Annotated in this window: 24 protein-coding genes and 1 tRNA gene; 13 read left to right on the top strand and 12 right to left on the bottom strand. The window is 49.9% G+C overall.

Going from position 1 to position 25,702, the window contains the following annotated elements; genetic code table 11:
- The first annotated feature begins 16 nt into the window (after nt 1–16).
- The 3 genes from hpxZ (at nt 17) to msrA (ending at nt 2,309) form a co-directional block, all read left to right on the top strand.
- Nucleotides 17–403: an oxalurate catabolism protein HpxZ gene (gene hpxZ / locus H6F76_RS20765; RefSeq protein WP_190511143.1), complete on the top strand. Its 387-nt coding sequence runs from the start codon at nt 17–19 to the stop codon at nt 401–403.
- Nucleotides 404–590: 187 nt separating this feature from the next.
- Entirely contained in the window at nt 591–1,517 is a 927-nt protein-coding gene (gene glsA / locus H6F76_RS20760; protein WP_190511141.1) for a glutaminase A, read from the top strand.
- A gap of 135 nt (nt 1,518–1,652) precedes the next feature.
- Nucleotides 1,653–2,309: a peptide-methionine (S)-S-oxide reductase MsrA gene (gene msrA / locus H6F76_RS20755; RefSeq protein ID WP_190511139.1), complete on the top strand. Its 657-nt coding sequence runs from the start codon at nt 1,653–1,655 to the stop codon at nt 2,307–2,309.
- A 158-nt stretch (nt 2,310–2,467) separates the two neighbouring features.
- Here msrA and H6F76_RS20750 read toward each other — a convergent pair whose 3' ends face one another.
- Nucleotides 2,468–3,274, bottom strand: a complete 807-nt coding sequence (locus tag H6F76_RS20750) for a transglutaminase family protein (RefSeq protein WP_190511137.1) — start codon at nt 3,272–3,274, stop codon at nt 2,468–2,470.
- Nucleotides 3,275–3,331: 57 nt separating this feature from the next.
- Complete coding sequence (locus H6F76_RS20745) at nt 3,332–3,862, bottom strand: peptidoglycan-binding protein (RefSeq protein WP_347276084.1); 531 nt, start codon at nt 3,860–3,862, stop codon at nt 3,332–3,334.
- A gap of 7 nt (nt 3,863–3,869) precedes the next feature.
- Here H6F76_RS20745 and H6F76_RS20740 point away from each other — a divergent pair, with 7 nt between their 5' ends.
- The 4 genes from H6F76_RS20740 to H6F76_RS20725 all read left to right on the top strand — a co-directional run bounded on the left by H6F76_RS20740 (nt 3,870) and on the right by H6F76_RS20725 (nt 6,750).
- Entirely contained in the window at nt 3,870–4,091 is a 222-nt protein-coding gene (locus H6F76_RS20740) for a hypothetical protein (RefSeq protein ID WP_190511135.1), read from the top strand.
- A gap of 62 nt (nt 4,092–4,153) precedes the next feature.
- Nucleotides 4,154–5,014, top strand: coding sequence for a carbonic anhydrase (locus tag H6F76_RS20735; protein ID WP_190447709.1), 861 nt, complete (start codon nt 4,154–4,156; stop codon nt 5,012–5,014).
- Between the two features lie 266 nt (nt 5,015–5,280).
- Nucleotides 5,281–5,808, top strand: a complete 528-nt coding sequence (locus H6F76_RS20730) for a hypothetical protein (protein WP_190511133.1) — start codon at nt 5,281–5,283, stop codon at nt 5,806–5,808.
- 54 nt (nt 5,809–5,862) lie between these two features.
- Nucleotides 5,863–6,750, top strand: coding sequence for a hypothetical protein (locus H6F76_RS20725; RefSeq protein WP_190447713.1), 888 nt, complete (start codon nt 5,863–5,865; stop codon nt 6,748–6,750).
- 85 nt (nt 6,751–6,835) lie between these two features.
- Here H6F76_RS20725 and ilvB read toward each other — a convergent pair whose 3' ends face one another.
- From ilvB to H6F76_RS20705, 4 genes are all read right to left on the bottom strand, one after another.
- Nucleotides 6,836–8,674, bottom strand: coding sequence for a biosynthetic-type acetolactate synthase large subunit (gene ilvB, locus H6F76_RS20720; protein WP_190511131.1), 1,839 nt, complete (start codon nt 8,672–8,674; stop codon nt 6,836–6,838).
- Between the two features lie 187 nt (nt 8,675–8,861).
- Nucleotides 8,862–9,956 carry a tetratricopeptide repeat protein gene (locus H6F76_RS20715; RefSeq protein WP_190511129.1) on the bottom strand — a complete coding sequence of 365 codons (1,095 nt, stop codon included), beginning with the start codon at nt 9,954–9,956 and terminating at the stop codon, nt 8,862–8,864.
- A gap of 401 nt (nt 9,957–10,357) precedes the next feature.
- Entirely contained in the window at nt 10,358–11,695 is a 1,338-nt protein-coding gene (locus H6F76_RS20710) for an insulinase family protein (RefSeq protein WP_190511127.1), read from the bottom strand.
- A 221-nt stretch (nt 11,696–11,916) separates the two neighbouring features.
- Entirely contained in the window at nt 11,917–13,209 is a 1,293-nt protein-coding gene (locus tag H6F76_RS20705) for a pitrilysin family protein (RefSeq protein ID WP_190511239.1), read from the bottom strand.
- A gap of 472 nt (nt 13,210–13,681) precedes the next feature.
- Between H6F76_RS20705 and H6F76_RS20700 the strand changes: the two genes are divergently transcribed.
- From H6F76_RS20700 to guaA, 3 genes are all read left to right on the top strand, one after another.
- Nucleotides 13,682–14,281, top strand: coding sequence for a superoxide dismutase (locus H6F76_RS20700; RefSeq protein ID WP_190447723.1), 600 nt, complete (start codon nt 13,682–13,684; stop codon nt 14,279–14,281).
- Between the two features lie 115 nt (nt 14,282–14,396).
- A complete protein-coding gene (gene cbiD, locus H6F76_RS20695; protein ID WP_190511125.1) occupies nt 14,397–15,515 on the top strand; it encodes a cobalt-precorrin-5B (C(1))-methyltransferase CbiD in 1,119 nt (372 codons plus the stop codon).
- Nucleotides 15,516–15,654: 139 nt separating this feature from the next.
- On the top strand, nt 15,655–17,268 hold the full coding sequence (guaA, locus tag H6F76_RS20690; protein ID WP_190511123.1) for a glutamine-hydrolyzing GMP synthase: 1,614 nt from the start codon (nt 15,655–15,657) through the stop codon (nt 17,266–17,268).
- A gap of 391 nt (nt 17,269–17,659) precedes the next feature.
- Here guaA and H6F76_RS20685 read toward each other — a convergent pair whose 3' ends face one another.
- From H6F76_RS20685 to H6F76_RS20670, 4 genes are all read right to left on the bottom strand, one after another.
- Nucleotides 17,660–18,307: a DUF3318 domain-containing protein gene (locus H6F76_RS20685; protein ID WP_190511121.1), complete on the bottom strand. Its 648-nt coding sequence runs from the start codon at nt 18,305–18,307 to the stop codon at nt 17,660–17,662.
- Between the two features lie 283 nt (nt 18,308–18,590).
- Nucleotides 18,591–18,773: a hypothetical protein gene (locus H6F76_RS20680; protein ID WP_190447732.1), complete on the bottom strand. Its 183-nt coding sequence runs from the start codon at nt 18,771–18,773 to the stop codon at nt 18,591–18,593.
- Between the two features lie 223 nt (nt 18,774–18,996).
- Entirely contained in the window at nt 18,997–19,344 is a 348-nt protein-coding gene (locus H6F76_RS20675) for a resolvase (protein ID WP_190511119.1), read from the bottom strand.
- Nucleotides 19,345–19,708: 364 nt separating this feature from the next.
- Nucleotides 19,709–20,476, bottom strand: a complete 768-nt coding sequence (locus H6F76_RS20670; RefSeq protein ID WP_190511117.1) for a DUF1350 family protein — start codon at nt 20,474–20,476, stop codon at nt 19,709–19,711.
- A gap of 248 nt (nt 20,477–20,724) precedes the next feature.
- Here H6F76_RS20670 and H6F76_RS20665 point away from each other — a divergent pair.
- A tRNA-Phe gene (locus H6F76_RS20665) sits at nt 20,725–20,797 on the top strand.
- Nucleotides 20,798–21,069: 272 nt separating this feature from the next.
- Here the strand turns inward: H6F76_RS20665 and H6F76_RS20660 are convergent.
- Nucleotides 21,070–21,537: a tellurite resistance TerB family protein gene (locus H6F76_RS20660; RefSeq protein WP_190447737.1), complete on the bottom strand. Its 468-nt coding sequence runs from the start codon at nt 21,535–21,537 to the stop codon at nt 21,070–21,072.
- 192 nt (nt 21,538–21,729) lie between these two features.
- Here H6F76_RS20660 and H6F76_RS20655 point away from each other — a divergent pair, with 192 nt between their 5' ends.
- Nucleotides 21,730–23,067: a glycoside hydrolase family 10 protein gene (locus tag H6F76_RS20655; protein ID WP_190511116.1), complete on the top strand. Its 1,338-nt coding sequence runs from the start codon at nt 21,730–21,732 to the stop codon at nt 23,065–23,067.
- A 33-nt stretch (nt 23,068–23,100) separates the two neighbouring features.
- Here the strand turns inward: H6F76_RS20655 and H6F76_RS20650 are convergent, their stop codons facing one another.
- Nucleotides 23,101–23,931: a dienelactone hydrolase family protein gene (locus tag H6F76_RS20650; RefSeq protein WP_190511113.1), complete on the bottom strand. Its 831-nt coding sequence runs from the start codon at nt 23,929–23,931 to the stop codon at nt 23,101–23,103.
- 393 nt (nt 23,932–24,324) lie between these two features.
- On the opposite strand from H6F76_RS20650, the gene H6F76_RS20645 reads away from it, so the two are divergent.
- Nucleotides 24,325–25,641 (top strand): amino acid permease, encoded by a 1,317-nt coding sequence (locus H6F76_RS20645; RefSeq protein ID WP_190447742.1) that lies wholly within the window; start codon nt 24,325–24,327, stop codon nt 25,639–25,641.
- Nucleotides 25,642–25,702 lie beyond the last annotated feature (61 nt).

Here is a 25,702-nt window from a genome sequence, read left to right as displayed (position 1 = left end):
TCCCACTCCTTCCCCCATGCCCCAAATTAACGATCCCGCGATCGTCACTGAACTCACAGCACTGTATCTCACCTACGAAAAGGCATTGGTTGAGAATGATCTTGCTACCCTAGACAACTTGTTTTGGAATTCTCCTGATGTTCTGCGGTTTGGCGTCACCGAAAATCTTTATGGCATGGAGGCAATTAAAGCCTTTCGGCAAGGTCGCTCGACCAAAAACTTGGAGCGAGATATTTCTAACCTCAAAGTGGTCACCTTTGATGCTGATACTGCGATCGTCACACTAGAGTTTCAGCGCCTTACTGATAACGTGCTCCGTGCAGGCAGACAAAGCCAAGTCTGGCGCAAGTTGCCGCAAGGATGGAAGATTGTTTCAGCTCATGTTTCACTGCTGCCGGGGTAGGAGAAAGTGGGGATGAAGAAGTGAAAGCGTGATGGAGTAGGGGATGAAGGAGTGAAAGCGTGATGGAGTAAAGGATGAAGAGGAAGTAGTTTGCTAGAAGTAGTTTGCTGAGTTCCTCACGTTCAAAATAAGCTAAAGGCTGAATTAACCCAAAACTTAAAACTTTTACCCCTCCCCCTTTTCTCCCGTGGTCCTCTCCTTCACACCTTTTGCCGCGTTGACTCAACCTCAGCTAGAAAGCTGGGTGGCGCAAGCGAAGGTCTATGCTCACGCTGGGCGGTTGCCGGACTATATTCCTTTACTGGCACAGGCAGACGCTGAACTAATTGCTGTAGGCATACGAACAACAGAAGGACAGGGATACGTTGCAGGCGCGATCGACCAACCATTTGCGTTAATGAGTGTGGTCAAGCCGTTGTTGCTGCTGTTCTTGCTAGAAACATTGGGTTGGGACGCAGTCTTTGCGCGAGTGGGCATCGATCCGTCAGAACAGCCCTTTCATTCACTGGCACAATTAAATGCTGATCGTGGCTTTCCACGTAACCCGATGCTCAACAGTGGCGCGATCGCGCTTGCTGCTATGCTGCCAGGAGAAAAGGGTGCTGAGCGGTGCGAAACGCTGCGGCTGTGGCTTAACCAGGCTGCTGGGAGCCGTTTTGTGCTGGACACTGCCATGCTGGCATCGGTACGATCGTTGCGAAACGAGGTCAATCGGGCGATCGCAGATGTCCTTCTGCGAGCAGGCTACATTAATCATGTTGAATCTGCCCTTGATACCTACAATCATCTTTGCTGTCTCGCTGGCACCGTCACGGATCTAGCGCAAGTAGGACTATTACTCGCTCAACCAAATGTTCAAGTCCAGCCAATCCACCAGCGTGCGACTAATGCCCTGATGCTGACCTGTGGCTTGTATGAAGCGTCGGGTCGCTTTGCCGTACGCATCGGACTACCCACCAAATCGGGAGTCAGCGGTGCCTTGCTGTCTATTGTGCCAGGGCAAGGGGCGATCGCCTGTTACAGCCCCACGCTGGATGATACAGGCAACTCGGTCGCCGGACTTTTTCTCCTGGAACAGCTTACTCAAACCTTAAACTTGAGTGTTTTTGGCTAAAACAGCACGAATGCAATGTACCTGCAACCGTTTATCATTGCCTGGTCTGCTTGAGGAGCAATGGCGATCGCAGACCTCTGGGCGACAAGCTACTATAAAGAAAGGTGAAGTGATTAGAAATCGGAGTCAAAACTTATGGCAATTTTTGGACTTGGCAAAAAGCTCAGCCTTCCGACTCCTGAAGAAGCCTTGCCAGGGCGTACAGAACCCATTCCTGTACCCGCTAAACACTTCGTTAATGGTAATCCGCTCAAACCTCCTTATCCAGAAGGTTTTGAGGTCGCAGTGTTTGGCTTGGGTTGTTTTTGGGGTGCAGAGCGCAAATTTTGGCAGCAAAACGGCGTTTTTTCGACTGCTGCTGGTTACGCTGCTGGCATTACGCCCAATCCAACCTATCAGGAAGTTTGTTCGGGTCGGACAGGGCATAACGAGGTTGTTCAGGTTGTCTTTGACCCTTCTGTAATTAGCTACGAGGCGCTGCTTAAAGTCTTTTGGGAAAGCCATAACCCGACCCAGGGCATGAGACAGGGGAACGATGCAGGTACACAGTATCGCTCTGGCATTTACACCTATTCTGACGAACAGCGCCAACTAGCGGAGGCATCCCGTGTTACCTATCAGAAAGCGCTCAATGCTTCCGGCTATGGGGAAATCACTACTGAAATTATTGATGCGCCTGAGTTTTACTACGCAGAAGGGTACCATCAACAATACCTCGCCAAAAATCCAGGTGGCTACTGCGGTCTGGGTGGAACAAATGTGACTTGCCCGATCGGTGTTGTCACTGCATAGCAACTGTCGTAGATCTGCAAGCTAGGTAGAACTCATCAACTAGGTTTTGACTGCACTCAACCGTTTGTTGTAGAGCGAGTGCAGTCGATTCTCAATTTAAAGGGACTTTCTTCTTTCCCCTCTGACCGAGTGACCTTTGGATTTTGAAGCGTGCCGGCTTACGTTTCGTCGGCATCCACCCAAACTTTCATTTCGTTGAGCGTGAGTGGTCCAAATTGGGTTGCCAGGGCAACATCAGCAGCATCGCGCCCATAGGCGATCGCAATCCGATTACCCCGTGGCTTTGGCTGGGTGGCATCAAAGGTAAACCAGCGACCCTCTGTAGAAGAGCCGCGATCGCCTAGATAGACTTCAAACCAGGCGTGCAGATCCATCGGGTCAAGCTGGTAAAGATAGCCGACCACCATCCGCGTTGGAATGCTGAGGCTCCGACAAAGGGCGATCCCTAAATGAGCAGAATCTCGGCAAACGCCGACGTGGTTTTTAGCAATGTCGACCGCTGACGTAGACGCATCGCTAGTGCCGTATTCGTAGGTTACATTCGTGTGAATCCAATGGCGAATGGCTTCTACTTGCCCATAGCCCGGTGGACTGTCGCCGACAATCTCACTTGCTAAGTCACCCAGACGATCGGCTTCACAGTAGCGGCTAGGCAACAAAAATTGCAGCACGGTATCGGGTAGATTCTGCACGGGAAGATAGGGTGCATCCGGTTCAACATCAATTGCATCGGCAGTTTCAACACAGGCAGTGGTGTAAACGCGAAAGACACCCTCAGGAGTCATCAACCGCTGACACAGATTGCCGTAGCTGTCTGTATATTCAACGATCGGCGTACTTGGTTCTAGCGTATATTCTTCGCGCACCACCCACTGACCCAAACCACTACGCGGTCGCAGCATTAGAATCAGAGGGGTGGGGGCGCTTGCCTCAAAGGATAGTTCACAACCAGCATTCAATCGCATCTGCACCTCTCTATTCAATCGGTAGCACTAACTATTTCTACGAAGCGATCCAGCGACTTACCACCATTGGCGATTATCCCAAAACCAACGTCGCTGTTGGCGGCGAGGCTCTGTTAGTGGTTGTCCGCGTAAAATTGTCCAGGTGACAGCATCCACTACACCATCATTTCTTAGCTTGTGCTGCTGTTGAAAAGCGGTGATACACCGCTGCGTTCCAGGGCAAAAAATGCCGGTGCGCTCGATCGCGTAGCCATTAATATGCAGTAAGCCCTGTAATTCTGCCACATCCACGCCCGTGTGCCCTGGTCGGAGCAAGCGACTGCCTGGTTGGACAGTTGTTTTCAAGGCGATCCATGTTTTTGGTCCCACACAGCCGTCAATCCTCAACCCGTGCTGTCGCTGAAAGGCTTTGACTGCCGCCTCTGTTACATAGCCAAAGTTACCGTCTACCCGCACCTTTGAGAACCCGTGAGCAACAAGTAGTTCCTGTAGTTCAGCAACATTGGCTCCCATATCCCAGGGATGCACCGTTGAACCAACCGTTACAGCATTAGCGATTATGTGTGCTGTCCATGCATGGGGTTCCACTGGTTGAATGCTCCTTCGTCATGCTAGACGCACTGACACGCACGGCGTTAAAGGCGTCTCTTTCTTCCTACCCTATCAGGATCGCTCCATGCAAGTGGCAATGTCGGCGACAAACGCTAAACTGAGTGCGGCGATGTCGCAGTTACGTCATTCACACACGCTAGCTCTGGCGATGGTGGAAGGAATCTTCAAGATTGATCACCGTTGCGCTCAAGGAAGTATGTTTTGATAGAAAAGCGATCATCGGCACGACAACAGCCAGGTACTTCAAGGGAGCAGGGATTTAGTGCCATGAAGAAATTAGTGAGAGGGCTACGAGAGTTTCGAGCAAACTACTTCTCAACGCATCGAGAGTTGTTTGAACAGCTTTCACACAAACAAAAGCCAAGGGTGCTGTTCATTACCTGCTCCGATTCTCGGATTGACCCAACCTTAATCACACAGGCAGCGCCGGGAGAACTGTTTGTCATTCGCAACGCTGGCAACATCATTCCACCCTTTGGCGCGACGAATGGTGGAGAAGGTGCAACGGTTGAGTATGCCATTCATGCACTGGGGATTGAGCAAATTGTCGTCTGCGGACATTCTCACTGTGGTGCCATGAAGGGGATGCTGCAATTGGGCACGCTCGAAGAGGAAATGCCGCTGGTTTATGACTGGTTAAGACATGCTGAAGCAACACGCCGACTAGTGATGGAAAACTACGGTGAATATGAAGGCGAGGAACTGCTGGAGGTTGCGATCGCCGAAAACGTGCTGACGCAAATTGATAACCTTAGAACTTACCCCGTCATCCACTCACGGCTGTATCAGGGACGCCTCAAAATCTACGGCTGGATCTACCACATTGAATCAGGGGAAGTGTTTGCCTATGACGCTGCCGACCACACCTATGTACCTCTACCGCAATTTTTTGGGGACGAGCAAGACCCATCAGGGCAATCAACAGGTAACTTCCCATCGCCAGTCGCATGTGAACTGCCCCAGCGCTTTGAGCAATTGCAATCTACCTCTAAATCAACCTCTTCTAATGGCAATAAGAGTCCTATAACTCAGAACAGTCAACTGTCTGCCACTCAAGAGCTTGTGGATGAGTTTGGGCTACCCCCAGAACAAGCAGAACGGATCTACCGGGGTTCCGCTAGACGTTAGGGACGATCGCCCTAACGCCTCTGTTGGTAAAGCAGGCAGGCTACGATCAAGCTTTTTCAGCAAACTTGAAGAAAAACTGTGCTTGGGGGCAGCTAGAAGGAAGACGATACTTCTAGGTATGACCAGATCGGTGCACTACTATCTAATGTCTAATCAAACTCATGTCTAATAAAAAGGCAAGCTAGCTTTAGATGATGAGCACTACGCTTCAGCCATCGAGCTTCATTCATCGCACAACTACGCATCACACAATCAAGGAGAGTAGCATGACTGTTTTAAACTGGCGCAGAGCGATCGCGCCGCTCATGTTGTCTTTACTGCTTCTGGTGACAGGCTGTACTGCAAACGAGCCGTCACAATTTGATCAAGCACAACAAGAGAGCACTCGAAAAGGCGCACAACCCGCAGTTGCTAAAAATGCAACCCAGGGTAGCAGCTTTAATAAGTTCTTCCCTAAGCCAGGTAATGGTTATGAGCGCGTCTTTACGCAAGAGAAAAAAGGCTTTGCCGAAGCAAAGCTGAAGAAAGATGGCAAAGATTTGGCAGTGCTGGCAATTTCAGATGCTGCTAGTGACTCTACAGGTGGCATTAGCGCGACAAAGAAATTTGAAAAAAGCGTGACCAAGATTGCGGGTTATCCAGCCGTAGATGTCGGCACAACACAAACAGCCGTGCTGGTTTCCGATCGCTACCAGGTGAAGGTCTTGTCGCGTAACCCATTGTTTACCAAAGTCGATCGTCAGGCTTGGATTCAGCGGTTTGACTTAGCTGGGTTAGCAAAACTGAAGAAATAAGCGATAGCCAACTTTTAGCAGATCACTGTTTTGTAGACAAACTACTTTTAACTTATGAGCAAATCCATTTTTGAGTTGGTTGATGAACTGCCAACCGGTGGCATTACAGTCAAGGCATTACGAGCGCTTGATTTCGCGGTTCCTGGTCAATGGCAGAACCTGACTGGCTTCACCAACACAATCCGCGATGTCACTGGCGAAACTGACGAGGCGCTGATTCAGCAAATCGGCGAACGGGCAGTCTATTTATTTAATGACAAGTCTCAGGGCTATCAGCGTGCACTTTGGCTTTACCAAACCGTAGACAGCGCTTCTGGAGCGCTGGGCGCGGCTGCTATGGCAAATAAAGTTGGGCAAGACATTTCTTTCCTGGGCTTCTTGGGCAACCTTACGCCCAAACCAGAAAAAGCACAGAGCATTGACCTGACCGTTAAGCTCGTCGTTGAACTGGTTGCTTTTTGCCAAATTAACGGCATTCCTGGTGACAGCATTGGTGACTTTTTGGCAGCATTGGGCGACTACGGCGGCGAATCATTGATGCGGATGGCAGCACTCGTTTGTTTTGACGGGCTGATTCCGCTGGGTCCTGATTTTATTCTGAAAGGGCTGTCGACCATTCAGAATATGTCGCCCAAAGAGCTAGAAAGTAATCAGACCTTTAAGGGCGTAAACGAACTGATTCCCGGTGGCGACTCTGCTGGCAAACTCGGCTTCATCAACCAAAGTTTTGATTCGGTCAAAGGCTGGATGAGCGATTTTGTCACATCGCGCAACTTGACTCAGGACAATGTGCTTGACAACTTGACCAAGTTTGTTGAAGTCTCTAAAGACAAGCTAGATTATGTCGGCGCGTTTCTAGATATTTCAGTGAATTACTACACTCACACAGGTACACAGACACTTGCCCGTCGTTTAATTGAACGTGCTGTAGCAGAAATCTAAGCGCGATTCACCCCTTAAATAGGGACGTTCCATAGAACGTCCCTACAGCCCCACTTTAAAGTGAGGTAAGAACCGCTGATCGTCTCTATAATTTCGTGCCGCACTCTGGGCAGAAGTTATTGTTCGTCACGTTTTTTGCGCCACAACTGCCACAATAAATCAGTTCGGCGGCTTTCTCCAACGTTTTGCGCTCTGGCAAGCCCACCATCTGAGCATTACTCTTACCCGGCGGAATCATTGGATAGCAGTTCTCATCTTTGCGAACACGGGCATCCAGCAAAACGGGACCATCGTGAGTCAACATTTGGGCGATCGCGCTCTTGAGCTCGTCCCGCGTGCTGATCATCATGCCTTTAATGCCATAAGCCTCAGCTAGTTTAACGAAATCTGGCATTCCTACTTCCATACTGGAGCAAGAATAGCGTTCGTCATAAAAAGCTTGCTGCCATTGGCGTACCATACCCTGCCAGCCATTGTTGATAATCACCGTTTTCACGTTGATGCCGTATTGCGCCAGAGTGCCCAGTTCTTGAATATTCATCTGAATGCTGGCATCGCCGCTGATACAGATAACATCCTCATCTGGTACAGCAATTTTGGCGCCCATTGCCGCAGGCAGCCCAAAGCCCATTGTGCCCAGCCCTGCACTAGAAATCCAGCGACGCGGACCGTTTTTGAGGAACTGTGCTGACCACATCTGATGCTGCCCAACATCAGTTGTGTAGTAAGCGTTGGGCGCTTGAATGCTGAGTTCGACAATCACTTCTTGAGGAGAAAGACTATCGGCATAATGAGGCACTTCCAGAGGATAATCTTCCTGCCAGCGAGCAATACAGTTCAGCCATGCTCGGTTACGCTGCGGCTCACGCACATCGCCATCCTCTTGGCTCCGGCGCAATAGCTCAATCAAGACCTGGCGCACATCCCCAACGATCGGCACTTCTGGGGCGCGATTTTTACCCACTTCAGCAGGGTCAATATCGATATGAATCACTTTGGCGCGAGCGGCAAATTCGTCCAGTTTACCCGTGACGCGATCGTCGAAACGGGCACCAACGGCAATCAATAAATCGCACTCTGTTACAGCAAAGTTTGCATAGGCAGTACCATGCATCCCCAACATCCCAACTGAGAGTGAATGATGCTCATCAAAGGCACCAATGCCCATCAGCGTGGTCGTAACAGGTAGGCTAAAGCGCTCGGCTAGCTCTTTAATTTCGGCATGAGCGTTGGAGGCGATCGCGCCACCACCCACATAGAGCAACGGTTGTTTTGCCTGCCGGATTAGTCTGAGCGCATGGGCAATTTGACGGGGGTTGCCCTTAACAGTGGGGCGATATCCTGCCAACCTGACCTCATCCAACGCCATCGGTACATAGTCAAACTGCTGCTGCGCGACATCTTTGGGTACATCAACGAGCACTGGACCCGGACGACCCGTAGTCGCAATGTAAAATGCCTCAGCCACAATGCGTGCCATATCTTTCGGATCGCGCACAACATAGGAATGCTTGACGATCGGCAGCGTAATGCCAAAGATATCTGTTTCCTGAAAGGCATCGCTACCAATCGCATAGCTGGGAACCTGCCCAGTAATGACGACCAGCGGAATGGAATCCATATGAGCCGTTGCGATCCCCGTTACCAGGTTTGTAGCGCCAGGTCCAGAGGTGGCAAAGCAAACGCCGACTTCACCAGTCGCGCGGGCGTAGCCATCGGCAGCATGGGCAGCACCCTGCTCGTGCCGCACCAGAATGTGCTGAAAACCACCTTCTGCCTGTGCCCGATAAACCTCGTCATAAATTGGCAGAATCGCGCCACCAGGATAGCCAAAGATATGCTTGACACCGTGGCGCTTTAAACTGTCAATCAATGCGAACGCGCCAGTCACCCGCTTTACAGCCACACGTTGTTGCAGTTGCACTAGGAACCACCAACCCTTAGATGAATTTGTATCGAACGATGCATTAAACGTTAGAACTTAAGTCTAGTGCGGATTCCGATCCCTGTCGAGGGGTTTAATCGACAACCGCTAATCCTTGCAATGCCGATTCTAACTAGTGGTTAAGGAGGTTTACTGGTCGCTTAGCGTCATCATCTCCTGACATTGCTCAGCTAGTTCCTATAAGTGTCTCGCGCTGTTTAGTGCAGTTGACAGCTTTGGCATAATCACCGAGGGCATAGTAGGCAACACGGAGGCTACCTAAGACCTGTTCGGCAATGCGGTGGTCTTTCATTCGTTGAGCGATCGCGAGTCGTTGCTCGTAGTAGTCGATCGCTCGGGCATAGTTACCTAAGGCATCATAGCCAACGCCCACGCTGCCCAGCGCTTGCTCTTCGCCGCGACGATCTTGTGTTTCTCTAGAGACGCTTAACCATTGCTTGCTGTATTCAATCGCACGATCGTAGTCGCCTAACGCGTAGCAAGCATTGCCCAAATTTCGTAGCACTTGTCCTTCTGTACGGCGATCGCTGAGTTCTCGTGCCAAGACGAGTCGTTGCTCGTAATAATCAACCGCTTTGGTGTAGTTGCCCAGCGCGTAACAGGCATTGCCCAAGTTCTTGAGAATTTGCTCCTCAATCTGGTCATCCCGCAGCTCACGGGCAATCTCCAGGCTTTGTTCTTCGTAGCCAATGGCGATCGGGTGGTCACCTAACGCTTTATACGCCAAGCCCAGGTTATTAAGTGCCGCCATCTCACCACGTCGATCGCCAAGTTCCTGCGCGAGCGTTAGGCTTTGCTGCTGGCATTCAATAGCCTTTGCTTGCTCTTTGAGGTGACGATACGCATTGCCCAGATTGCCAAAGATTTTGACCAGGCTATGACGATCGTCCAGCTTTTGAGCCACTTCTAAACTTTGCTTAGAGTATTTGACTGCTCTAGCATAGTCTCTCAAGCTATAGTGGGTTAAGCCTAAACTGCTTAACGCTTTCTCCTGCCCATGTTCGTCCTGGCGATCGCGGTACAGCAAAAAGGCTTCCTGAAATGCTTTTAGCGCTGCTTCAAATTGCCCTGTCTGATAGTATTCACAGCCTTGATGTAGAAAGCGCTCTGCCATTGCCTGTGCTGCATCGGCTACCAGCGTTTCGTTAGAGTCACTAAAGGAGCCGATGGCTTTCGCAGCTAGAAGCTCAGGCTCAGAGGGAAACACTGTCTCGCGGGAAGATGCAGGCGTTTGGTCTCTCGCTGCAAGGTCGCTGTTCATAATGTCGTTGCTTGGGTGGTATAGCCGGGGAGTGTTCGGGCTATTAACAGTGGATGAAGTGCTCAAACACACTGTTCAGACGCTCAATGTTAAGCAACTGTCAGCCCGTGTAATGGTTTAAGTAGTGGTTCAAACGGTGGTAGATCCCTTATATAAGGCAAGCGTCACAAGTCCAAGCCTCACAAGTTTAGTCAATCAGTTTAAGACGCGAAGACTGTCTACACTTGCTTGACCGGAACGCACCCTGGTAGCTGCTGAGAACACACCCTCTGCAATACAGCCTACTGCTTTGGCACCTTGCCGTATTCAGTAGTTGTTCTAACCTTCTTGAGGGTTTTATGTGAATCCTCCGTAGAATCACGGAGTGCAACATATTTCTTGACCAGCCACTGCTTCAGCAGTTATGCCTTTACAGCAGCAGCAGGACCAACTAAGGAAAGGTACGGCTCCACAAGATATTGTTCTGCCACATGCTGAGTTGCTTCAACTGTAACAGCTGCTACTTGTGCTTGAAACTGTGTATCAAAGCCGATGCCCAAGCCGACTGTTTCGTACCAGCCAAAGGTCTGAGCAATCTGAGCGTTGGTCTGCTTGCCAAGTGCATGTTGCCCCAGAATTTTATCTTTAGCGGCTTGCAACGTTTCTGGATCGAAGGGGTGGGTTCGCAGACGATCGACTTCTGCTTTTAACCCATCAAGGGCGATCGCGGTGTTTTCAGGAGCGGTGCCCATATAAACGACAAACTGCGCGGGATGCAGGCGAGTGGGATAGAAAGCAGACACTTCGTAGGCTAGACCACGCTTTTCGCGCAACTCGACAAAGAGGCGACTAGAAAGCCCGTTGCCGAGGTAGCTGTTGAGTAGTTTGAGTGCGGCATAGTCCTGAATAGTAGGGGGGGAAGGGTGAGGGCTAGGCTTACCGGACGTTCCGTTACTCTGCCGCAGTACATCAGCATGATCAAGGACAACAGCGGGTGCGAGATAGCCCAGCATCACGATCGACTGTTGGGTTTCTTGAGCAATCGCTGCTCTTGCTGGCGTAGAGGTGATGGCGGGCAGATGAAGAACGGGTAAGGGCGTGGAGGGAACTTGCCAATCGCCAAACACTTGTTCAACCAGAGCGATCGCGGCATCGGGCTGAAGCCGACCTGAGAGGCTAATAACGATGTTGTCGGGGCGAAAGTGTGTCTGGTGATAGCGCTGAAGATCGGCACGTTCAAGCTGCGACACGCTAGTTTCTGTACCCAAACCCGAAAGCGCGTAGGGGTGATCGCCATACATCAACTGTCGCAGTTGGTCGAAGGCGATCGAGAAGGGTTGTTCTTGTTGAGAGCGAATTGCCTGAAGCGTCAGTCGGCGCTCCAGGTCGATCTCTGACTGTGGAAACGTGGGCGATCGCAACAGTTCGCCTGCCAGTGCCAAAATGGCAGCAAAATCTGAAGAGACAGTCTTGAGACTCAACAAAAAGTAATCAGTAGCCGCATCAGCACTAAGACTTGCCCCGACAGACTCAACCTGTTCAGCAATTTCCAGGGACGATCGCTGCTCAGTACCTTTCGTTAATACAGCAGCGACTAGATGCGACAAACCTGCGTCCTTTGACGATTCCCACTGGCTACCCGCTCGGACAAAGATGCGAGCCGCTACGATGTCTGCGGCAGGATTCTCCCACACCAAAACAACGATGCCGTTTTTGAGCACTGTGCGCGTTTGAGGAGACTGCTTAATACCTAGATTCACGAAACCATCCTTTTTGCGAAGAGCGAACAATGGAAAGCGGTTAGCGGTCAGCCATCAGCTAATTTCTAGAAACTAACAGTGGTCATGGATGTAGTGATTCTCAACTGACATTACTGCTCCAACGGCAAGGGCTAAAGGCTTTTCGCTCAGGTTGTACACACTCAATCAAGCATTGCGATAGATAGACACCAGTTAAGCTGACCGCTGATAGCTCCACACAGTTACAACAATGGTTTGCCCACTGTCGCCGCATAATGGTAGGGCGAAAGGTAGCGATTGGCGAGGCGCTGAAGATCGGTTGCCTGAATTGCCTGGAGGCGCTGTGGGTAGCTAGTAGCCATTTGAGGGTTAGCAAGGATGCTGTAGTACCCGTATAACCCAGCAAGCTGGCAGGGTGTTTCAGTAGAGAAGGCGTAATCGTTACAGAGCAGGCGTTTGCAGCGAGAAAGTTCGGCTTCGGAGATTGGTGTAGCAGATAACTGCGAGACACGATCGCAGATGATTGCCTCTACCCGCTCTAAATTTTCTGGCTCTAGCCATGCACTGATGGTAAATAGCCCCGACTCGCGCTGAAGGGAAAAACTACTGCCGATCGCCTGCACAAGATGCCGCTCTTCGCGCAGTTCTCGCACCAGACGGGATGTGCGTCCTTCGGCTAACAGCACCGAAAGGATGTCTAGCCCGAATGCTGCTTGCAATTGCTCATCCAAATCTTGTGACTGGCAATCTACGCCGGGTCCAATCCACGCCATTAGCAGTCGTGCTTGTTCTAGGCGCGGCAGGTAAAGTTCCTGACGGCGAATGGTAGTAATCGGTGGTTCGGCTTCCGGTATAGAGAGAGGACACGTCGTTGGAACCGGAAAGGATTGAAAGGTTTCGCTTACCAGATCGATCGCTCGATCTTGAGCAATATCGCCTACAACCACGACCGTCATTTTTTCAGGCTGATAGTGGTGAGCATGAAACTGACGCATTTCGGCAGGCGATCGTGCCAGCAACGTTTCTGCCGTACCTAAGATCGAGCGCCCATACGGATGACGTTGATACACCATTTCGTTGAGTGACTGAAACGTGAGCCAGTCAGGATCATCCTGCGCCTGATGAATTTCTTCTAACACCACCTGACGCTCTCGCCCAAACTCGCTGTCTGGAATCGCTGCGTGTAAAAGCAAATCTGCCAGATATGGCAACGTTTCTGCTAAATGCTGAGCGGCTGTAGTAATGAAGTAGTGGGCGTAGTCGTAGCTTGTTGCTGCATTGGTGACACCACCACGCCGCTCGATCGCCAGATCAAACGCACCGGGTGGCAACTGATCTGTCCCTTTAAAGATCATGTGTTCTAGAAAATGCGCCATACCAGACCATTCATCAGGTTCGGCGAGCGTGCCTGCTTTCACCCAGACATCAACAGCAGTTACAGGCGTGGCAGGTGTGTGCTGGTGAATAATAGTTAATCCGTTATCCAGCGTCACTACATTCGCTGGGAAAAAGGATTGACTGAGAACCGGAGGCAAATCAAGTAAGCTCAATAGTTCAGTTCAGGACATAATGTCTCTGCCTTTACCAAAATTATAGAGAACCTTGTCGTGCCATAACCATGCCTTAATTTTGCTCTGCGAGCTGTCATCGGCTGTAAGCCTTAGTAGTCAGGGTCATCAGTTCATGACATTGCTTTTACAACATTCTAAAAGTTATCTTTTCCTGACATTCTTTGGCTCTAGCTACGCTCAGATACGTAATCTCTGTCCTCTGAGGGAGCACTAAAGCCTCATTGAGTGTGTAATTCTACGGTAGAATTCAGGTGTTAAGTTCTGTTTCTACGCGTCCCTCACACTTTTGCAGTTGGTAGAGACTGTACGATCGGACAAACGATCGATAAAGTAAGCAACCGCAGACAAAAACCGCAAGTACGAGAGCTTGTGAGTTGCCTTAAACTTCAACGTAGATTCGATCTTCAACACAGATTTAGATAGAGAGAAGAACACAATGGCATTTGAACAGTCCCCCCTTCCTTACGACTTTAACGCCCTAGAGCCACATGGTATGAAAGCCGAAACCTTTGAGTACCATTACGGCAAGCATCACAAGGCATATGTCGATAACCTGAATAAATTGGTTGCAGACACCGAATTGGCTGACAAAACACTCGAAGAAGTGATTACAGCCTCGTTTAAAGATTCCTCAAAGGCTGGTATCTTCAACAATGCCGCTCAAGTCTGGAATCATACCTTCTTTTGGGATAGCCTTTCGCCCTCTGGTGGCGGTGCTCCCACTGGCGAACTTGCAGCGAAAATTGACAGTGCGTTTGGTAGCTTTGATAAGTTCAAAGAAGAGTTTACAACTGCTGCGACAACTCAATTTGGTAGCGGTTGGGCATGGTTAGTTGATGATGGCGGCACCTTGAAAGTCACTAAAACTCCTAATGCTGAGAACCCACTGGCGCACGGACAGAAAGCCCTTCTGACACTTGATGTATGGGAACACGCCTATTACATCGACTTTAGAAATGCTCGTCCTGCCTTTATCAAAAACTATCTTGAGAATTTGGTTAACTGGGATTTTGCTGCTAAAAATTTGGCTGCTTAACTCTGAGCTAGCTCAATTACTTTGTTAAGTATCGAAGCCAGCCACGTGATTTGCGTGGCTTTTTTATTGGCGATCGTCGTGTTACTCCACCTGTTGTTCTCTTTCACTCTGCCTCATGTCATCCCCCCCTCGCGCTGGCTATACCTTGCCTGTCTTTGCCTGCGCTGCTGCGATCGCCGCTCTCCGCTGGTTACGGCAGCCACAGTCGATCGTTTCAGTCAGCATAGACTTGCTTGAGCCAGCCGAAACAGTAGAGATTGACATTGAGCAAGTAGCAGGGCTAAAACCCGGTGCGGCTCTGGCAATAACCCGTAGCGACCCTGGCGACAATCTCGATTTGACTCGCCACACACCACTCTGGGCATTAGTCGAATGGGGTAATACAAATCAGGCAGAGGCGATCGTACTACAGGGTGGTGAAGGACTAGGACGGCAAGCAGACGGACAATTAGCGCTTTATGCCTATGCCAAACGACTCCTGCTTGAGAACCTCAACTGCTGGCTAGAGGCAGGTGAGAAGATTCAAGTAACGTTAATTTTGCCAGAGGGACGTGCCCTTGCCAAACGTACCTCCAATGAAGCGTTTGGGGTGGTGGAAGGGCTGTCTCTGCTGGGCACAACAGGCATTTCGCAACCCCTTAGCGCGCCAGGGCAGCTTGAGGCGTTCCGTAAAGATCTGCGGCAAAAGGCTGCATGGTTTGACTGTTTAGTGTTTTGTGTTGGCGAGAATGGGTTAGATCTAGTACGGCAATTAGGGGTCGAGCCGTCACGTTTGGTAAAAACAGCAAACTGGCTCGGTCCGTTGCTGGTAGAAGCCGGGTTGCAAGGTGTGCAGTCTGTGCTCTTATTCGGGTACCATGGCAAGCTCTTAAAGTTGGCAGGCGGCATCTTTCACACCCATCATCATGTGGCAGACGCTCGGCTAGAAATTTTAACGGCTCAGTGCGCGATCGCTGGACTACCAACCCAGCATCTGCAAATGCTTTTTAGCTGCGCTACGGCTGAAGCTGGTTTACAGTATTTGCAGCAGCTTGATGCGACAGAAGGAAAAACCTGGGTGGAGCAGGTATATGAATCGATCGCTCAAACCATTGACGATCGCTCACAAGCGTATATTCAGACGCATAGTGAGCAAGTGGTCAGCGTGGGCACCATTCTGTTTGATCGAAGTCGGCAGATTATAACCAAGAGCCAGAGAGGAAACATCCTACTTGAGCAAGTTTTGCTAGGCTAGATATAATATCCAACTACAGTACGCAGCTTTACTGATCTTTCGTAATCTGCTGTTTGCCCCCCTACTGTTTGAAACTCACTGCTGGCGTCAATACCGCTACGCATCTATCCACTCTTGTAGCAAAATTTAGGATACCTCGGTGACTCTACAGACAGAACAACAGCTTCAGGTCGAGCCAATTGAGCAAAATCGGCTCAACCGCCAACTCATTGTCATTTTAGATTTTGGCTCGCAGTACTCTGAATTAATTGCCCGTCGGATTCGGGAGACTCAGGTCTACTCCGAGGTGCTCTCTTACCGGACAACAGCGGCACAATTGCGACAACTTAACCCGAAGGGGATCATTTTGTCGGGTGGTCCTAGTTCGGTGTATGACAGCGCTGCCCCTCACTGTGACCCAGAGATTTGGGCATTGGGCGTACCAGTTCTGGGTGTGTGCTACGGAATGCAGCTGATGGTGCAGCAGCTTGGTGGCGGGGTAGAGCGATCGGAGCTTGCAGAATACGGTAAAGCGTCCCTAATGATCGATGATCCCACCGATCTGCTGACCAATGTTGAAGATGGCACAACGATGTGGATGAGTCATGGTGACTCAGTGACACAACTTCCAGAGGGGTTTGAGTTGTTAGCGCATACGGCAAACACTGCCTGCGCTGCGGTCGCTCATCATGATCGCAAGCTTTATGGAGTGCAGTTTCATCCAGAGGTCGTGCATTCCATTGGCGGACTAGCGCTGATTCGCAACTTTGTTTACCATATTTGCCAATGCGAACCAACCTGGACAACTGATGCCTTTGTTGAAGAAGCCATTCGTGAAATTCGCGCCAGAGTCGGCGACAAACGGGTTCTACTAGCCCTTTCTGGCGGTGTCGATTCATCAACGCTAGCGTTTTTACTGTATCGAGCGATCGGCGAACAGCTAACCTGTATGTTCATTGACCAGGGCTTCATGCGAAAGCTAGAGCCAGAGCGCTTGGTCAAACTATTCCGGGAACAGTTCCACATTCCAGTCGCGTATGTTAACGCTCGTGAACGCTTTCTCGCTCAGATTCAAGGTGTTACCGATCCCGAAGTCAAACGCAAGCGTATTGGACATGAATTTATTCGCGTCTTTGAGGAAGAATCGCGGCGACTGGGACCGTTCGACTACTTGGCTCAAGGCACTCTCTATCCAGATGTGATTGAATCGGCTGACACGAACGTTGATCCCCAGACAGGTGAGCGAGTGGCAGTCAAAATTAAAAGTCACCATAACGTTGGCGGTTTGCCTAAAGATTTGCAGTTCAAACTGATTGAGCCGCTTCGCAAACTGTTTAAGGATGAAGTCCGTAAAGTGGGTCGGTCGATCGGTTTACCGGAAGAAATTGTGCTGCGACAGCCGTTTCCCGGTCCTGGTTTAGCGATTCGGATCTTGGGAGAGGTCACTGAAGACCGTCTGGATATTTTGCGCGATGCTGATTTGATTGTGCGGCAAGAGATTAATCGAGCAGGGCTGTATAACGAATTGTGGCAGGCATTTGCGGTGCTTTTGCCAATCCGTAGTGTTGGTGTCATGGGCGACCAACGTACCTATGCTTACCCGATTGTGCTACGGTTTGTTTCTAGCGAAGATGGTATGACGGCGGATTGGTCGCGCGTTTCGTATGATCTTCTGGAGACGATCTCCAACCGAATTGTGAATGAAGTAAGGGGCGTTAATCGCGTGGTTTATGATATCACCTCCAAACCGCCTGGCACAATTGAGTGGGAATAGCTACGTAGCCCTCCATATTCTGCAAAGAAGAGTGGTCTCTAAGCAAGGGGTTTCATCGTTCCATTAAGCGCTCACGCTGAAGCCCCTTGCTCCGTTAAGCACACCTTTGTTCCATTATCTAGCTACTTATTAGGCTAGCTTCAGACACTCTGTAGCGGAAGTGATCTGTGGAAAACCCGTGCAAGTCTGTGGAAAACCTATGCCAAAGCAGGCCTTCCTGTGGAAAACTCTATGTTTTCAGGAATCGTACGGTTGTGAATTGAGCGTGCACCAATTAAGGAACAGCCTCTAATTTTTGACTCATTTTCAGTCAAAACCTGATGTTAGCTAAATCTAAAATTGTTTGTCTTGACCCTTTGAGGCTACCAGGGATCGCTAAATGGAACAGCATTTAATAGGCTGCTTCGTTTTCCGGTGCTTTCATTTTGGCTTTAGCTTTAGCAGCGCTTTTCTTCAACGCATCTAACCGAGCTTCATATCTTGATCGCAGCCGTTTTTTGGGCGATTGTTCAATCAGCACTTTCAAGGCGCTACCAAGACTTTTGTACGCATTGGGTAATGTATAACCAAAGCGAGTTGCTAGCGCGATCGCCTTTTCGTCTGCCTCCAGCACTTCTTTCAGCGTCTTCTCAGTGTTGTTTTTTTGCCACAGCCTCCAGCCTGAAACACCGCAGAGACCAAGGGCTAAGAGCAGGAGCAGCCCATCTTGTACCCACAGTTCACCCACTGCGCCACCCAAACCGATCGCCAGTGCTGCCATCTCCCAACCATCCTTGGGGATCGTATCGTTTTGGATGCGTGCCACCTCGTGCCAGAACAGCAGATTACGCTGATCCGTGGCTAACTGCTCCCACTTCACCATGTCGATTTGAATTTCGACCTCATCCTTGCCAATTTCTTCACAAGTGAGCAGCGGTGGGTTAACGGCTGTTGTCGCTTCAACCGAAACCCAACTCTGAAGCTCTGGCGGCAGTAAGGTTCTTAACCGCCGCAGTTCACTCATTTCAGCCTTAGCAGAGGTGGTTGCGTATGATGTCATGGTTCCGCTTGAAAAATCTCGAATTTCAAAAGTGCCTCCTTTAAATCATAGCGATCCTAGGAAGCCTTTGCCGTTCTGTTCATTCTCTAGGATTGTGCTGCCTTCATGCAAGTACGATCGCCACAAAATTGCTTATAGCCCTTTTGACGTGACACTCGCGAAGCCACTAAGGCAGTAATGGGCTGACGCTTTTAGCATTTTACCCCCTTGCAGCTATGCCGAAGTTGATAGCAGCACTATCTACCTTTATTAACCACTCTCCTGTCAGCAGAACCTCTTAAAGCTAACGATTCGGTCGGGATAGAACACCGCTAACGGGCTGGGAGAACTGTGCCCCGCCTGAATAATGAGCAATGACTGCTAAAGGTACTGTAAGCGTTAAAAGAGCGATGACCACCCCTACAAGCTCTGCAAAGCGGTGGGTCGATCGCTCGGTCGTACTGGCAGGCTGACTACCTGATTCCATAAAAATAGCTATGCACCAATGGGAATTTGAAAAGGCATGACTGTATTTAATGCCTGTATAGAGAAAATCTCCTCTATATAAGTAATTCTAACGAGTTTGCCCCAGGCTGTAGTTTCCAGTAAACAAACTCAACGTAAATTTCAGAAAACATCAGTCTCAGAAAACGTAGAAAGCAGGCTGCAACTCAAATCCGCCTGCACGCTGTACTTTCTAGGTTTGTTGTCTACGATCGCTCCTTCAATAGCTGATGAATACTTTGCAACTCTGCCAGGATCGCTTGCAAGAGCTCCTGCGTAGGTGTAGGTGCTGCTTCAAGGACTTCGATTGTAACGTTTTTAATCTTGAGCACATCTTTCGCGAAACGTGCAACCTCATTGGGGTGAAAGAGCAGGACATCATCCTTGTGCAAACGTAGTTCTGGATTTAGCCGCGTGGGATCGTAGGGTGAGTTTAAGATGGTTGGATCTGTGTTTGCATAGCGGTAAATCGAAGCTCTAGAACGGTTCAGCGTTTTTTGCACCGCTTCAATGTCCATCAGCCCATTCCACTCAGTGCTTGCTTCAGTATCCATGAGCATTACCGACGTTTTAACCTTAAGACTCAATGAATCCTACCATGAGATTTAAGCACCCTTAGAGGTTATGGCGGTAAACCGGCAATGCCTCAATGCTAGAGAGCATCAACGGTCAAGAGAATAGCCAGTATGCTGACTACAAAAAAGACGAGGCCGCATAAAGGGTTAGCTGGCAATAGCGCGATTAGCGCTAAACACATCAGGGAAATCAGTACAAAAAGCATTCCCAGTTGCAGCAGAGGCTTGAGCAATTCCATCATCAATCACTTATTGAGCTACTGAGGCAAGCCAAATTCATGACGCAACTTCACTTCTTGAAAAGTCATTGTCTGGAGGTTTAGGTAAGACCGATACGATCGCGTTAGCTAAGGGATGCCAGTGGGTCTAACCAGCGCAAAACTGTACGCTCTAACTGATGGAGTTCTCGGTAGACTTCTTGACGTACCCACTGCCCGATCGCATCAAACGGCGTAAAAACAGTGCCCGCTTGCCAGTTTACATCGGGACCCAGTGGTGTTAAGTGGTTGCCGGGTAAGGTCTGAGCAACAACCATACCTGGAAACCGATTTTGCAACACGTCTGTTAACACAGTGGTTTGATCGATCGTGTCATTGGTAAACTTCACCAGCAAATTCCGACGGATCTGATAGCTCTTGGCAATAAGCTGATTGGTCTCTAGGGGGGATGGTGTGAACTCGACTGCAAAAACGGGCGAAAATTGCTCGACCAGAGGCACTGCATTACGAGCCGAAAAGTTATTGAAGGCAATCAGAATATTGCCTGATCGCTCTACTGAAAAGAGACTACCAATGAGCAGGTGTAGCTTGCAACCCATGCTGTGCCCGATCCCATAAATCGGCAAATAGCGCTTGCTAAGCATCTTGGTATGCAAAATCTCCAGGGCACGATCGAAATCTTGCAGCACAGTCCGCGCGATCGTCGTATGGTCAAACGTATTTACGAAGGGCGTAGCGACAATGACATAGCCTTGCACTGCCAGACGCTCTAACAATCGGCGATAGGTTACATGAGGGGCCGCTGCCACAAACGCACCGCCAAGAAAATGCACGATTGCAGTAGGGCGCGGCGGCACCAAAACCCAGTTACCAGAAATGTCCTGCCAGTCCATGCGTAAGAAAATAAACAATTAGCAGTGGGGTACTGCATTATTTCTATTCTGCCGTACAACCCTTCTTTCCTGTGATGTACCTGATGTCATAGCGTGGCTGCGTCAATGGTCTATCTAGCGATCGACCAAGCTCATACACAAGCTCTACTGTGATGTAACGCCATCTTTTGGCACGATTATCCCTGTTTCCTTAATTTGCTTGCATTTAGTGACACAGGTTTGGTAAGTTGGGTAAGCGCTAAAGACGCGCCGGGATAGCTCAGTTGGTAGAGCAGAGGACTGAAAATCCTCGTGTCCGGGGTTCAAGTCCCCGTCCTGGCATTTAAGTAAAACAAGTCAAAAGCTTTGATTCAAGAAGCTCCGTGGCTTTCAACTAAAGTGATGCATAGTATGCATAGTATGATGCCCCTCATTCGTCTTGAGGGTGCTTAATCAATTACTGCATAACAGGGTTAAACAACATTTGCTCTAGACCTGGTTCCTCCCAAGTTGAGAGCATCAAGTATTCGCCTCTATCGGTGAAAATGCAAAAACTCCCTGCAATGACATACCGTTGCAAGGAGCTTTTGTTGTGAGGTTAGGACTGCTTCGAGTTACTCTTCCTCTTCCTCCTCTTCCTCTTCTTCTTCAGCAAAGAGTTCGTCAATAATCTCGTTGGAGCGTTCTGGTGAAAGACCCAGTGCTGCACTCAGATTATCAATGTATTCTTGCTCTTCTTCTGGCACTTCGCCATCTGAAGCAATAATGACGAGGGCAACAATGAAAGCGGCTTCTTCAAGTCCTTCTTCTCTAGCAGTAGCGAGCGCCTGACTAACGACAGCCTCAATCCCTTCGCTGCTGATTAGTTCAGCAATCTCTGCTCCTAGCGCTTCAAAGTCTTCCTCAGCGTAATCTTCATACAGATCAATGCTGGAGAGCATTTCCCCAAGCGCGTAAGTTTCTGCATCATCAGAAGCTTCGCCATCGGCAAAGGTTGAAAAAAGTCCGATCGCTGCGATCGCCAGATCAGGACTTACAGCTACCTGAGTGCTACCACCACGGGGCAATTTACGTTTGGGCATCGGTTCTCCTAATTTTTTCAGTAAGTGTTTAAGTGGATCAAGCAATAACCGCTACCAGTTGCCTTTAAATATGGGTGACATGGAGCGTTGCAAACGATTAACATGACTCGGCTGGGTTTGGTCAATCAAATCAGGCTACTTTTAGCTTTCCCTGGCGTCAGCTAAATTGCACACGTAACCATGCTTTGCGCGATGAATCATGTAGTTTTTGGTAGGGGCATTTGGGTTAAATGGTTGAGTTTATGCCGTCTTGTGGTGAATGTGCCGCTAGTGCAGCAGTGCGATCGATGGCTACGCGTTGTCCGACAATCTGTGCCAAGGCGGGCTAACGTGCTCGTGCTGCTGCTGACAGGATGCGTGCTACTGCTAGCCGCAATGCCGCTTGCAGCCCAAACGGCTGCACCAAGAGTTTCCCAAGCATCGATCGCGCCTCGTAGCGAGATTCGCGGTGTGTGGATCACCAATGTTGACAGCGCCGTGCTGTTTAACGGGTCTGTGCTTAAAGATGCTGTGCAGCAACTGGCGCAACTGCATTTCAACACGCTCTATCCCGTCGCTTGGAACTGGGGCTACACAACCTATCCCAGTGCAGTGGCAAAGCAAGCGAGCGGTGCTGCTGTTGACCCACGACCGATCGGGCTCGAGGGACGTGATTCACTGGCAGAACTGGTGCAGCAGGCACACCAGCGCGGTATGGCAGTGCTGCCCTGGTTTGAGTTTGGCTTCATGGCACCCGAAGATTCTGCTTTGGCAATACGGCATCCTGATTGGCTGACTCAGCAGCAAGACGGCACACGTGTCTGGCAAGAAGGCATTTATCCGCGTGTCTGGCTTAACCCGTTCAAACCTGAAGTGCAGCAGTTCATGCAGTCTCTCGTTCTGGAACTTGTCAATAAGTACGATATTGACGGCATTCAGTTTGATGACCATTTTGGGCTGCCTTACCAGTTTGGCTACGATGACTATACTGCGCAGCTTTACAAGCGTGAACAGGGTAAAGCACCGCCTACCAACCCCCGTGACCCTGCTTGGGTGCGGTGGCGGGCAAATAAGCTCACCAGCTTTACGACACAGCTTTTCCGTGCGGTCAAAGCGCGTAAGAAGAATGTTATTTTTGCGTTGTCGCCCAATAATTACGAGTTTGCCTACAATAATTCTTTGCAGGACTGGAAAGCCTGGGAGCAGCAAGGGCTGATTGAAGAACTTGTGCTCCAGGTTTATACCAGCAGTCCGCAAGCCTTTACAGCACAACTGCAAACCCCTGAGATGCAGGCGGCTCGGCGGCATATCCCAACTGGGGTTGGTATTCTGACTGGGTTGAGAAAGCGTCCTATACCCATGCAGCAGGTACGCGACCAAATTCAGATCGTACGGCAGCAGGGTTTTGCAGGGGTCTCGTTTTTCTTCTATGAAACACTGTGGCAGCTAGTGACAGAGCCAGCGAACGATCGCAAAGCCGTCTTACGATCGCTCTTTTCGCCGCCAGTCCCTCGACCAGACGTGATGAAAGGTTGGGTGCCACCCCGTTAAACCGTTTTAAGGCTAGACACTATTCTGCTTAGGCTAGACACTATTCTGCTTAAACCATGCTTGGAGCCGCTTCCAACCGTCCTTTGCATCCGCTTCGCGGTATGAGGGGCGGTAGTCGGCAAAGAAGGCGTGCGGGGCTTCGGGGTAAACGATGATTTCAGACTTACTGCTGCTGGACTTAAGGCGATCGCGCATTTGCTCCACGGTAGTGAGCGGAATGCCTGTATCTTTGCCACCGTAAAGCCCCAACACAGGCACTTTCAGCGCACAGGCAACATCAACTGGATGCGTTGGCATGAGTGGATTTGGCTCACCTACAAGCCGTCCGTACCATGCTACACCTGCTTTGATCGTGGGAGTGCGAGTCGCATACAGCCAGACAATGCGACCACCCCAGCAGAAGCCTGTTATGGCTAGCTTTGCTGCGTTCCCCTTAGAGGCTTTCGCTGCCCAAGCTGCGGTTGCGTCGAGGTCAGACATCACCTGAGCATCCGGTACTTTGGCAACAATGGGGCGAATTTCGTCAACGCTGCTTAGCTTCAGCACATCGCCCTGCCGCGTAAAGAGCTGGGGCGCGATCGCCACGTAGCCTAACTTGGCAAAGCGACGGCAGACATCCTCAATATGCGCGTGTACGCCAAAAATCTCGTGAATGACCAGCACGATCGGGAAATTTGTGCCCTTCGCTGGCATAGCTCTGTAGGCAGGCATCGCGCCATCGCTGACAGGGATCTTAACTGCACCAGCAACGATTCCCTCAGCATTAGTTGTGATGACGCTTGCTGCGATCGGCTGTACTGCAAGTGCAAAGCCGCTGGCAAAAGCAGCCGTAGCCATAAACTGGCGACGTGTAAATTCTGGCATGTTATTAGCGTTGATGATTGACGTTGAAAGACCAGCCTTGATCTTAAGCTGTGCAGAAAATTGTTTCTAAAACGCAATAATTACTGGCGTTGTCGCGCTCAATTGGATGCAATCGTAACGTTCTGCAACGCTCTGGAGCAGGATAATTGCAGAAGCTTGACGCGATCGCAGACATTCTCCATGCTGTTGAAATCAGTCATAGGAATAGAAGGGTGTGGGTGATCGTAACCAGTGTTGCCCTAGCATCAAACACTACAGCCCTCAAACTCCCTAACTAATAAACTGGCGTTTCTCTCTGCCCGTCAACCGCGATCGACTTTCAGAAAGCCTTCGTTTCTTCAAGACCTTCGTTGACTAGACAAGATATTGGATTAACCCACTAAACAGAAAAGTATGGAAAAGATCGAAGCGGCAGATTCATTAAAACGGGTGTTTAGCTTACCCACGCTAGTTATTTATGGCGTTGGCGATATTTTAGGTGCTGGCATTTATGCCGTTGTAGGCAAAATCGCTGGGCTTTCTGGGGCACTTGTTTGGGCTTCGTTTTTAGTGGCGATGTCAGTCGCAGCGCTGACAGCGTTGAGTTATGCCGAACTCGGTAGTCGTTTGCCATTTAGCGGCGGCGTGGCGATCTTTGTGCAGCGGGCGTTTCGTACCGAATGGCTCTCTGTCATTGTCGGTTGGCTCATGTTTTGCACCTGTGTTGTTTCGATGGCAGTTATCTCGAAAGCGTTCGCAGGTTATTTGTTCAAGTTTGCTCCCATTTTTCCAGAATGGTTAGTTATCCTGGCGCTCTTTAGCGGTCTTGCGTTTATCAATTTTCGGGGGATGCAGGAATCGTCCAGCCTTAACATTTTTTGTACAACGCTTGAGGTTTCGGGGCTACTCATCGTTATCTTAGTTTCAGTCCTCTTTCTGAGCGGGGGTGGTAGTGCTGGTAATGCTGCTGCGACTGCAACTGCAACCAGTGGAGACATCGGCTGGATTGCCATCTTTCAAGGCGCTGCGCTTGCCTTCTACGCCTTCATTGGCTTTGAGGACATTGTGAATGTAGCGGAAGAGGTGAAAAACCCTGAGCGCAATGTCCCAAGAGCCGTTCTGTTATCACTGGGTATCGCTGGAGTCATTTATGTTCTGGTTTCCTGGCTGGCGGCTCAAGTCTTAGATCCTGCAGCACTGTCTGCTTCTGGTGCGCCATTGCTGGATGTGGTGCTACGGGCACAGCCAAATTTTCCAGGTGTCATCTTTACGTTCATCGCGCTGTTTGCGGTGCTAAATACGGCATTGCTGAATTTTATTACAGCGTCACGGTTGCTCTTTGGTATGTCGCGTGATGGGTTGCTGCCTGCCTGGTTGAGTAAACTGCACGCAATCCGCGCCACGCCTTACCGAACGATCGTCGTGATTTTGCCGATCGCAATCTTTCTGGCATTGTCAGTGCCGCTGCAATTTTTGGCAGGCACAACCGCAACCCTCATTCTCACTATGTTCTGTTTAGTTAACTTGTCACTGCTGATCATTAAACGTCGAGAAGGTAATGCAGACGGGTTTCAAGTCCCTGCCATTATTCCAGTTCTCGCTCTTCTTTCTAACCTTGTCCTCATTGCCTTCGCGTCTAGGGAAAGCCACATTTTGGCAACAGCCTTGGCTGGTGTAGGTTTTATTCTTGTCTTTGTGCGAAATGCGTTTATGAAACGGAGCGCTACCTAGAGGTTGGGCTATTACCTGCCAGAATGAACCTGTAAGTAGAGTGCAGCGATCGCCACCCGTG

It is taken from the genome of Leptolyngbya sp. FACHB-321, assembly GCF_014695975.1.
GTDB lineage: Bacteria > Cyanobacteriota > Cyanobacteriia > Leptolyngbyales > Leptolyngbyaceae > Stenomitos.
This window is presented reverse-complemented; position numbering and strand designations above follow the sequence as displayed.

What these genes read in the sequence shown, in the direction of transcription:
- hpxZ (WP_190511143.1), top strand. Translation starts at nt 17, where the DNA reads ATGCCCCAAATTAACGATCCCGCGATCGTCACTGAACTCACAGCACTG.
- msrA (WP_190511139.1), top strand. Translation starts at nt 1,653, where the DNA reads ATGGCAATTTTTGGACTTGGCAAAAAGCTCAGCCTTCCGACTCCTGAA.
- H6F76_RS20750 (WP_190511137.1), bottom strand. Translation starts at nt 3,274, where the DNA reads ATGCGATTGAATGCTGGTTGTGAACTATCCTTTGAGGCAAGCGCCCCC.
- H6F76_RS20740 (WP_190511135.1), top strand. Translation starts at nt 3,870, where the DNA reads ATGCTCCTTCGTCATGCTAGACGCACTGACACGCACGGCGTTAAAGGC.
- H6F76_RS20735 (WP_190447709.1), top strand. Translation starts at nt 4,154, where the DNA reads ATGAAGAAATTAGTGAGAGGGCTACGAGAGTTTCGAGCAAACTACTTC.
- H6F76_RS20730 (WP_190511133.1), top strand. Translation starts at nt 5,281, where the DNA reads ATGACTGTTTTAAACTGGCGCAGAGCGATCGCGCCGCTCATGTTGTCT.
- H6F76_RS20725 (WP_190447713.1), top strand. Translation starts at nt 5,863, where the DNA reads ATGAGCAAATCCATTTTTGAGTTGGTTGATGAACTGCCAACCGGTGGC.
- H6F76_RS20715 (WP_190511129.1), bottom strand. Translation starts at nt 9,956, where the DNA reads ATGAACAGCGACCTTGCAGCGAGAGACCAAACGCCTGCATCTTCCCGC.
- H6F76_RS20700 (WP_190447723.1), top strand. Translation starts at nt 13,682, where the DNA reads ATGGCATTTGAACAGTCCCCCCTTCCTTACGACTTTAACGCCCTAGAG.
- cbiD (WP_190511125.1), top strand. Translation starts at nt 14,397, where the DNA reads ATGTCATCCCCCCCTCGCGCTGGCTATACCTTGCCTGTCTTTGCCTGC.
- H6F76_RS20685 (WP_190511121.1), bottom strand. Translation starts at nt 18,307, where the DNA reads ATGACATCATACGCAACCACCTCTGCTAAGGCTGAAATGAGTGAACTG.
- H6F76_RS20680 (WP_190447732.1), bottom strand. Translation starts at nt 18,773, where the DNA reads ATGGAATCAGGTAGTCAGCCTGCCAGTACGACCGAGCGATCGACCCAC.
- H6F76_RS20675 (WP_190511119.1), bottom strand. Translation starts at nt 19,344, where the DNA reads ATGGATACTGAAGCAAGCACTGAGTGGAATGGGCTGATGGACATTGAA.
- H6F76_RS20670 (WP_190511117.1), bottom strand. Translation starts at nt 20,476, where the DNA reads ATGGACTGGCAGGACATTTCTGGTAACTGGGTTTTGGTGCCGCCGCGC.
- H6F76_RS20660 (WP_190447737.1), bottom strand. Translation starts at nt 21,537, where the DNA reads ATGCCCAAACGTAAATTGCCCCGTGGTGGTAGCACTCAGGTAGCTGTA.
- H6F76_RS20655 (WP_190511116.1), top strand. Translation starts at nt 21,730, where the DNA reads ATGAATCATGTAGTTTTTGGTAGGGGCATTTGGGTTAAATGGTTGAGT.
- H6F76_RS20650 (WP_190511113.1), bottom strand. Translation starts at nt 23,931, where the DNA reads ATGCCAGAATTTACACGTCGCCAGTTTATGGCTACGGCTGCTTTTGCC.
- H6F76_RS20645 (WP_190447742.1), top strand. Translation starts at nt 24,325, where the DNA reads ATGGAAAAGATCGAAGCGGCAGATTCATTAAAACGGGTGTTTAGCTTA.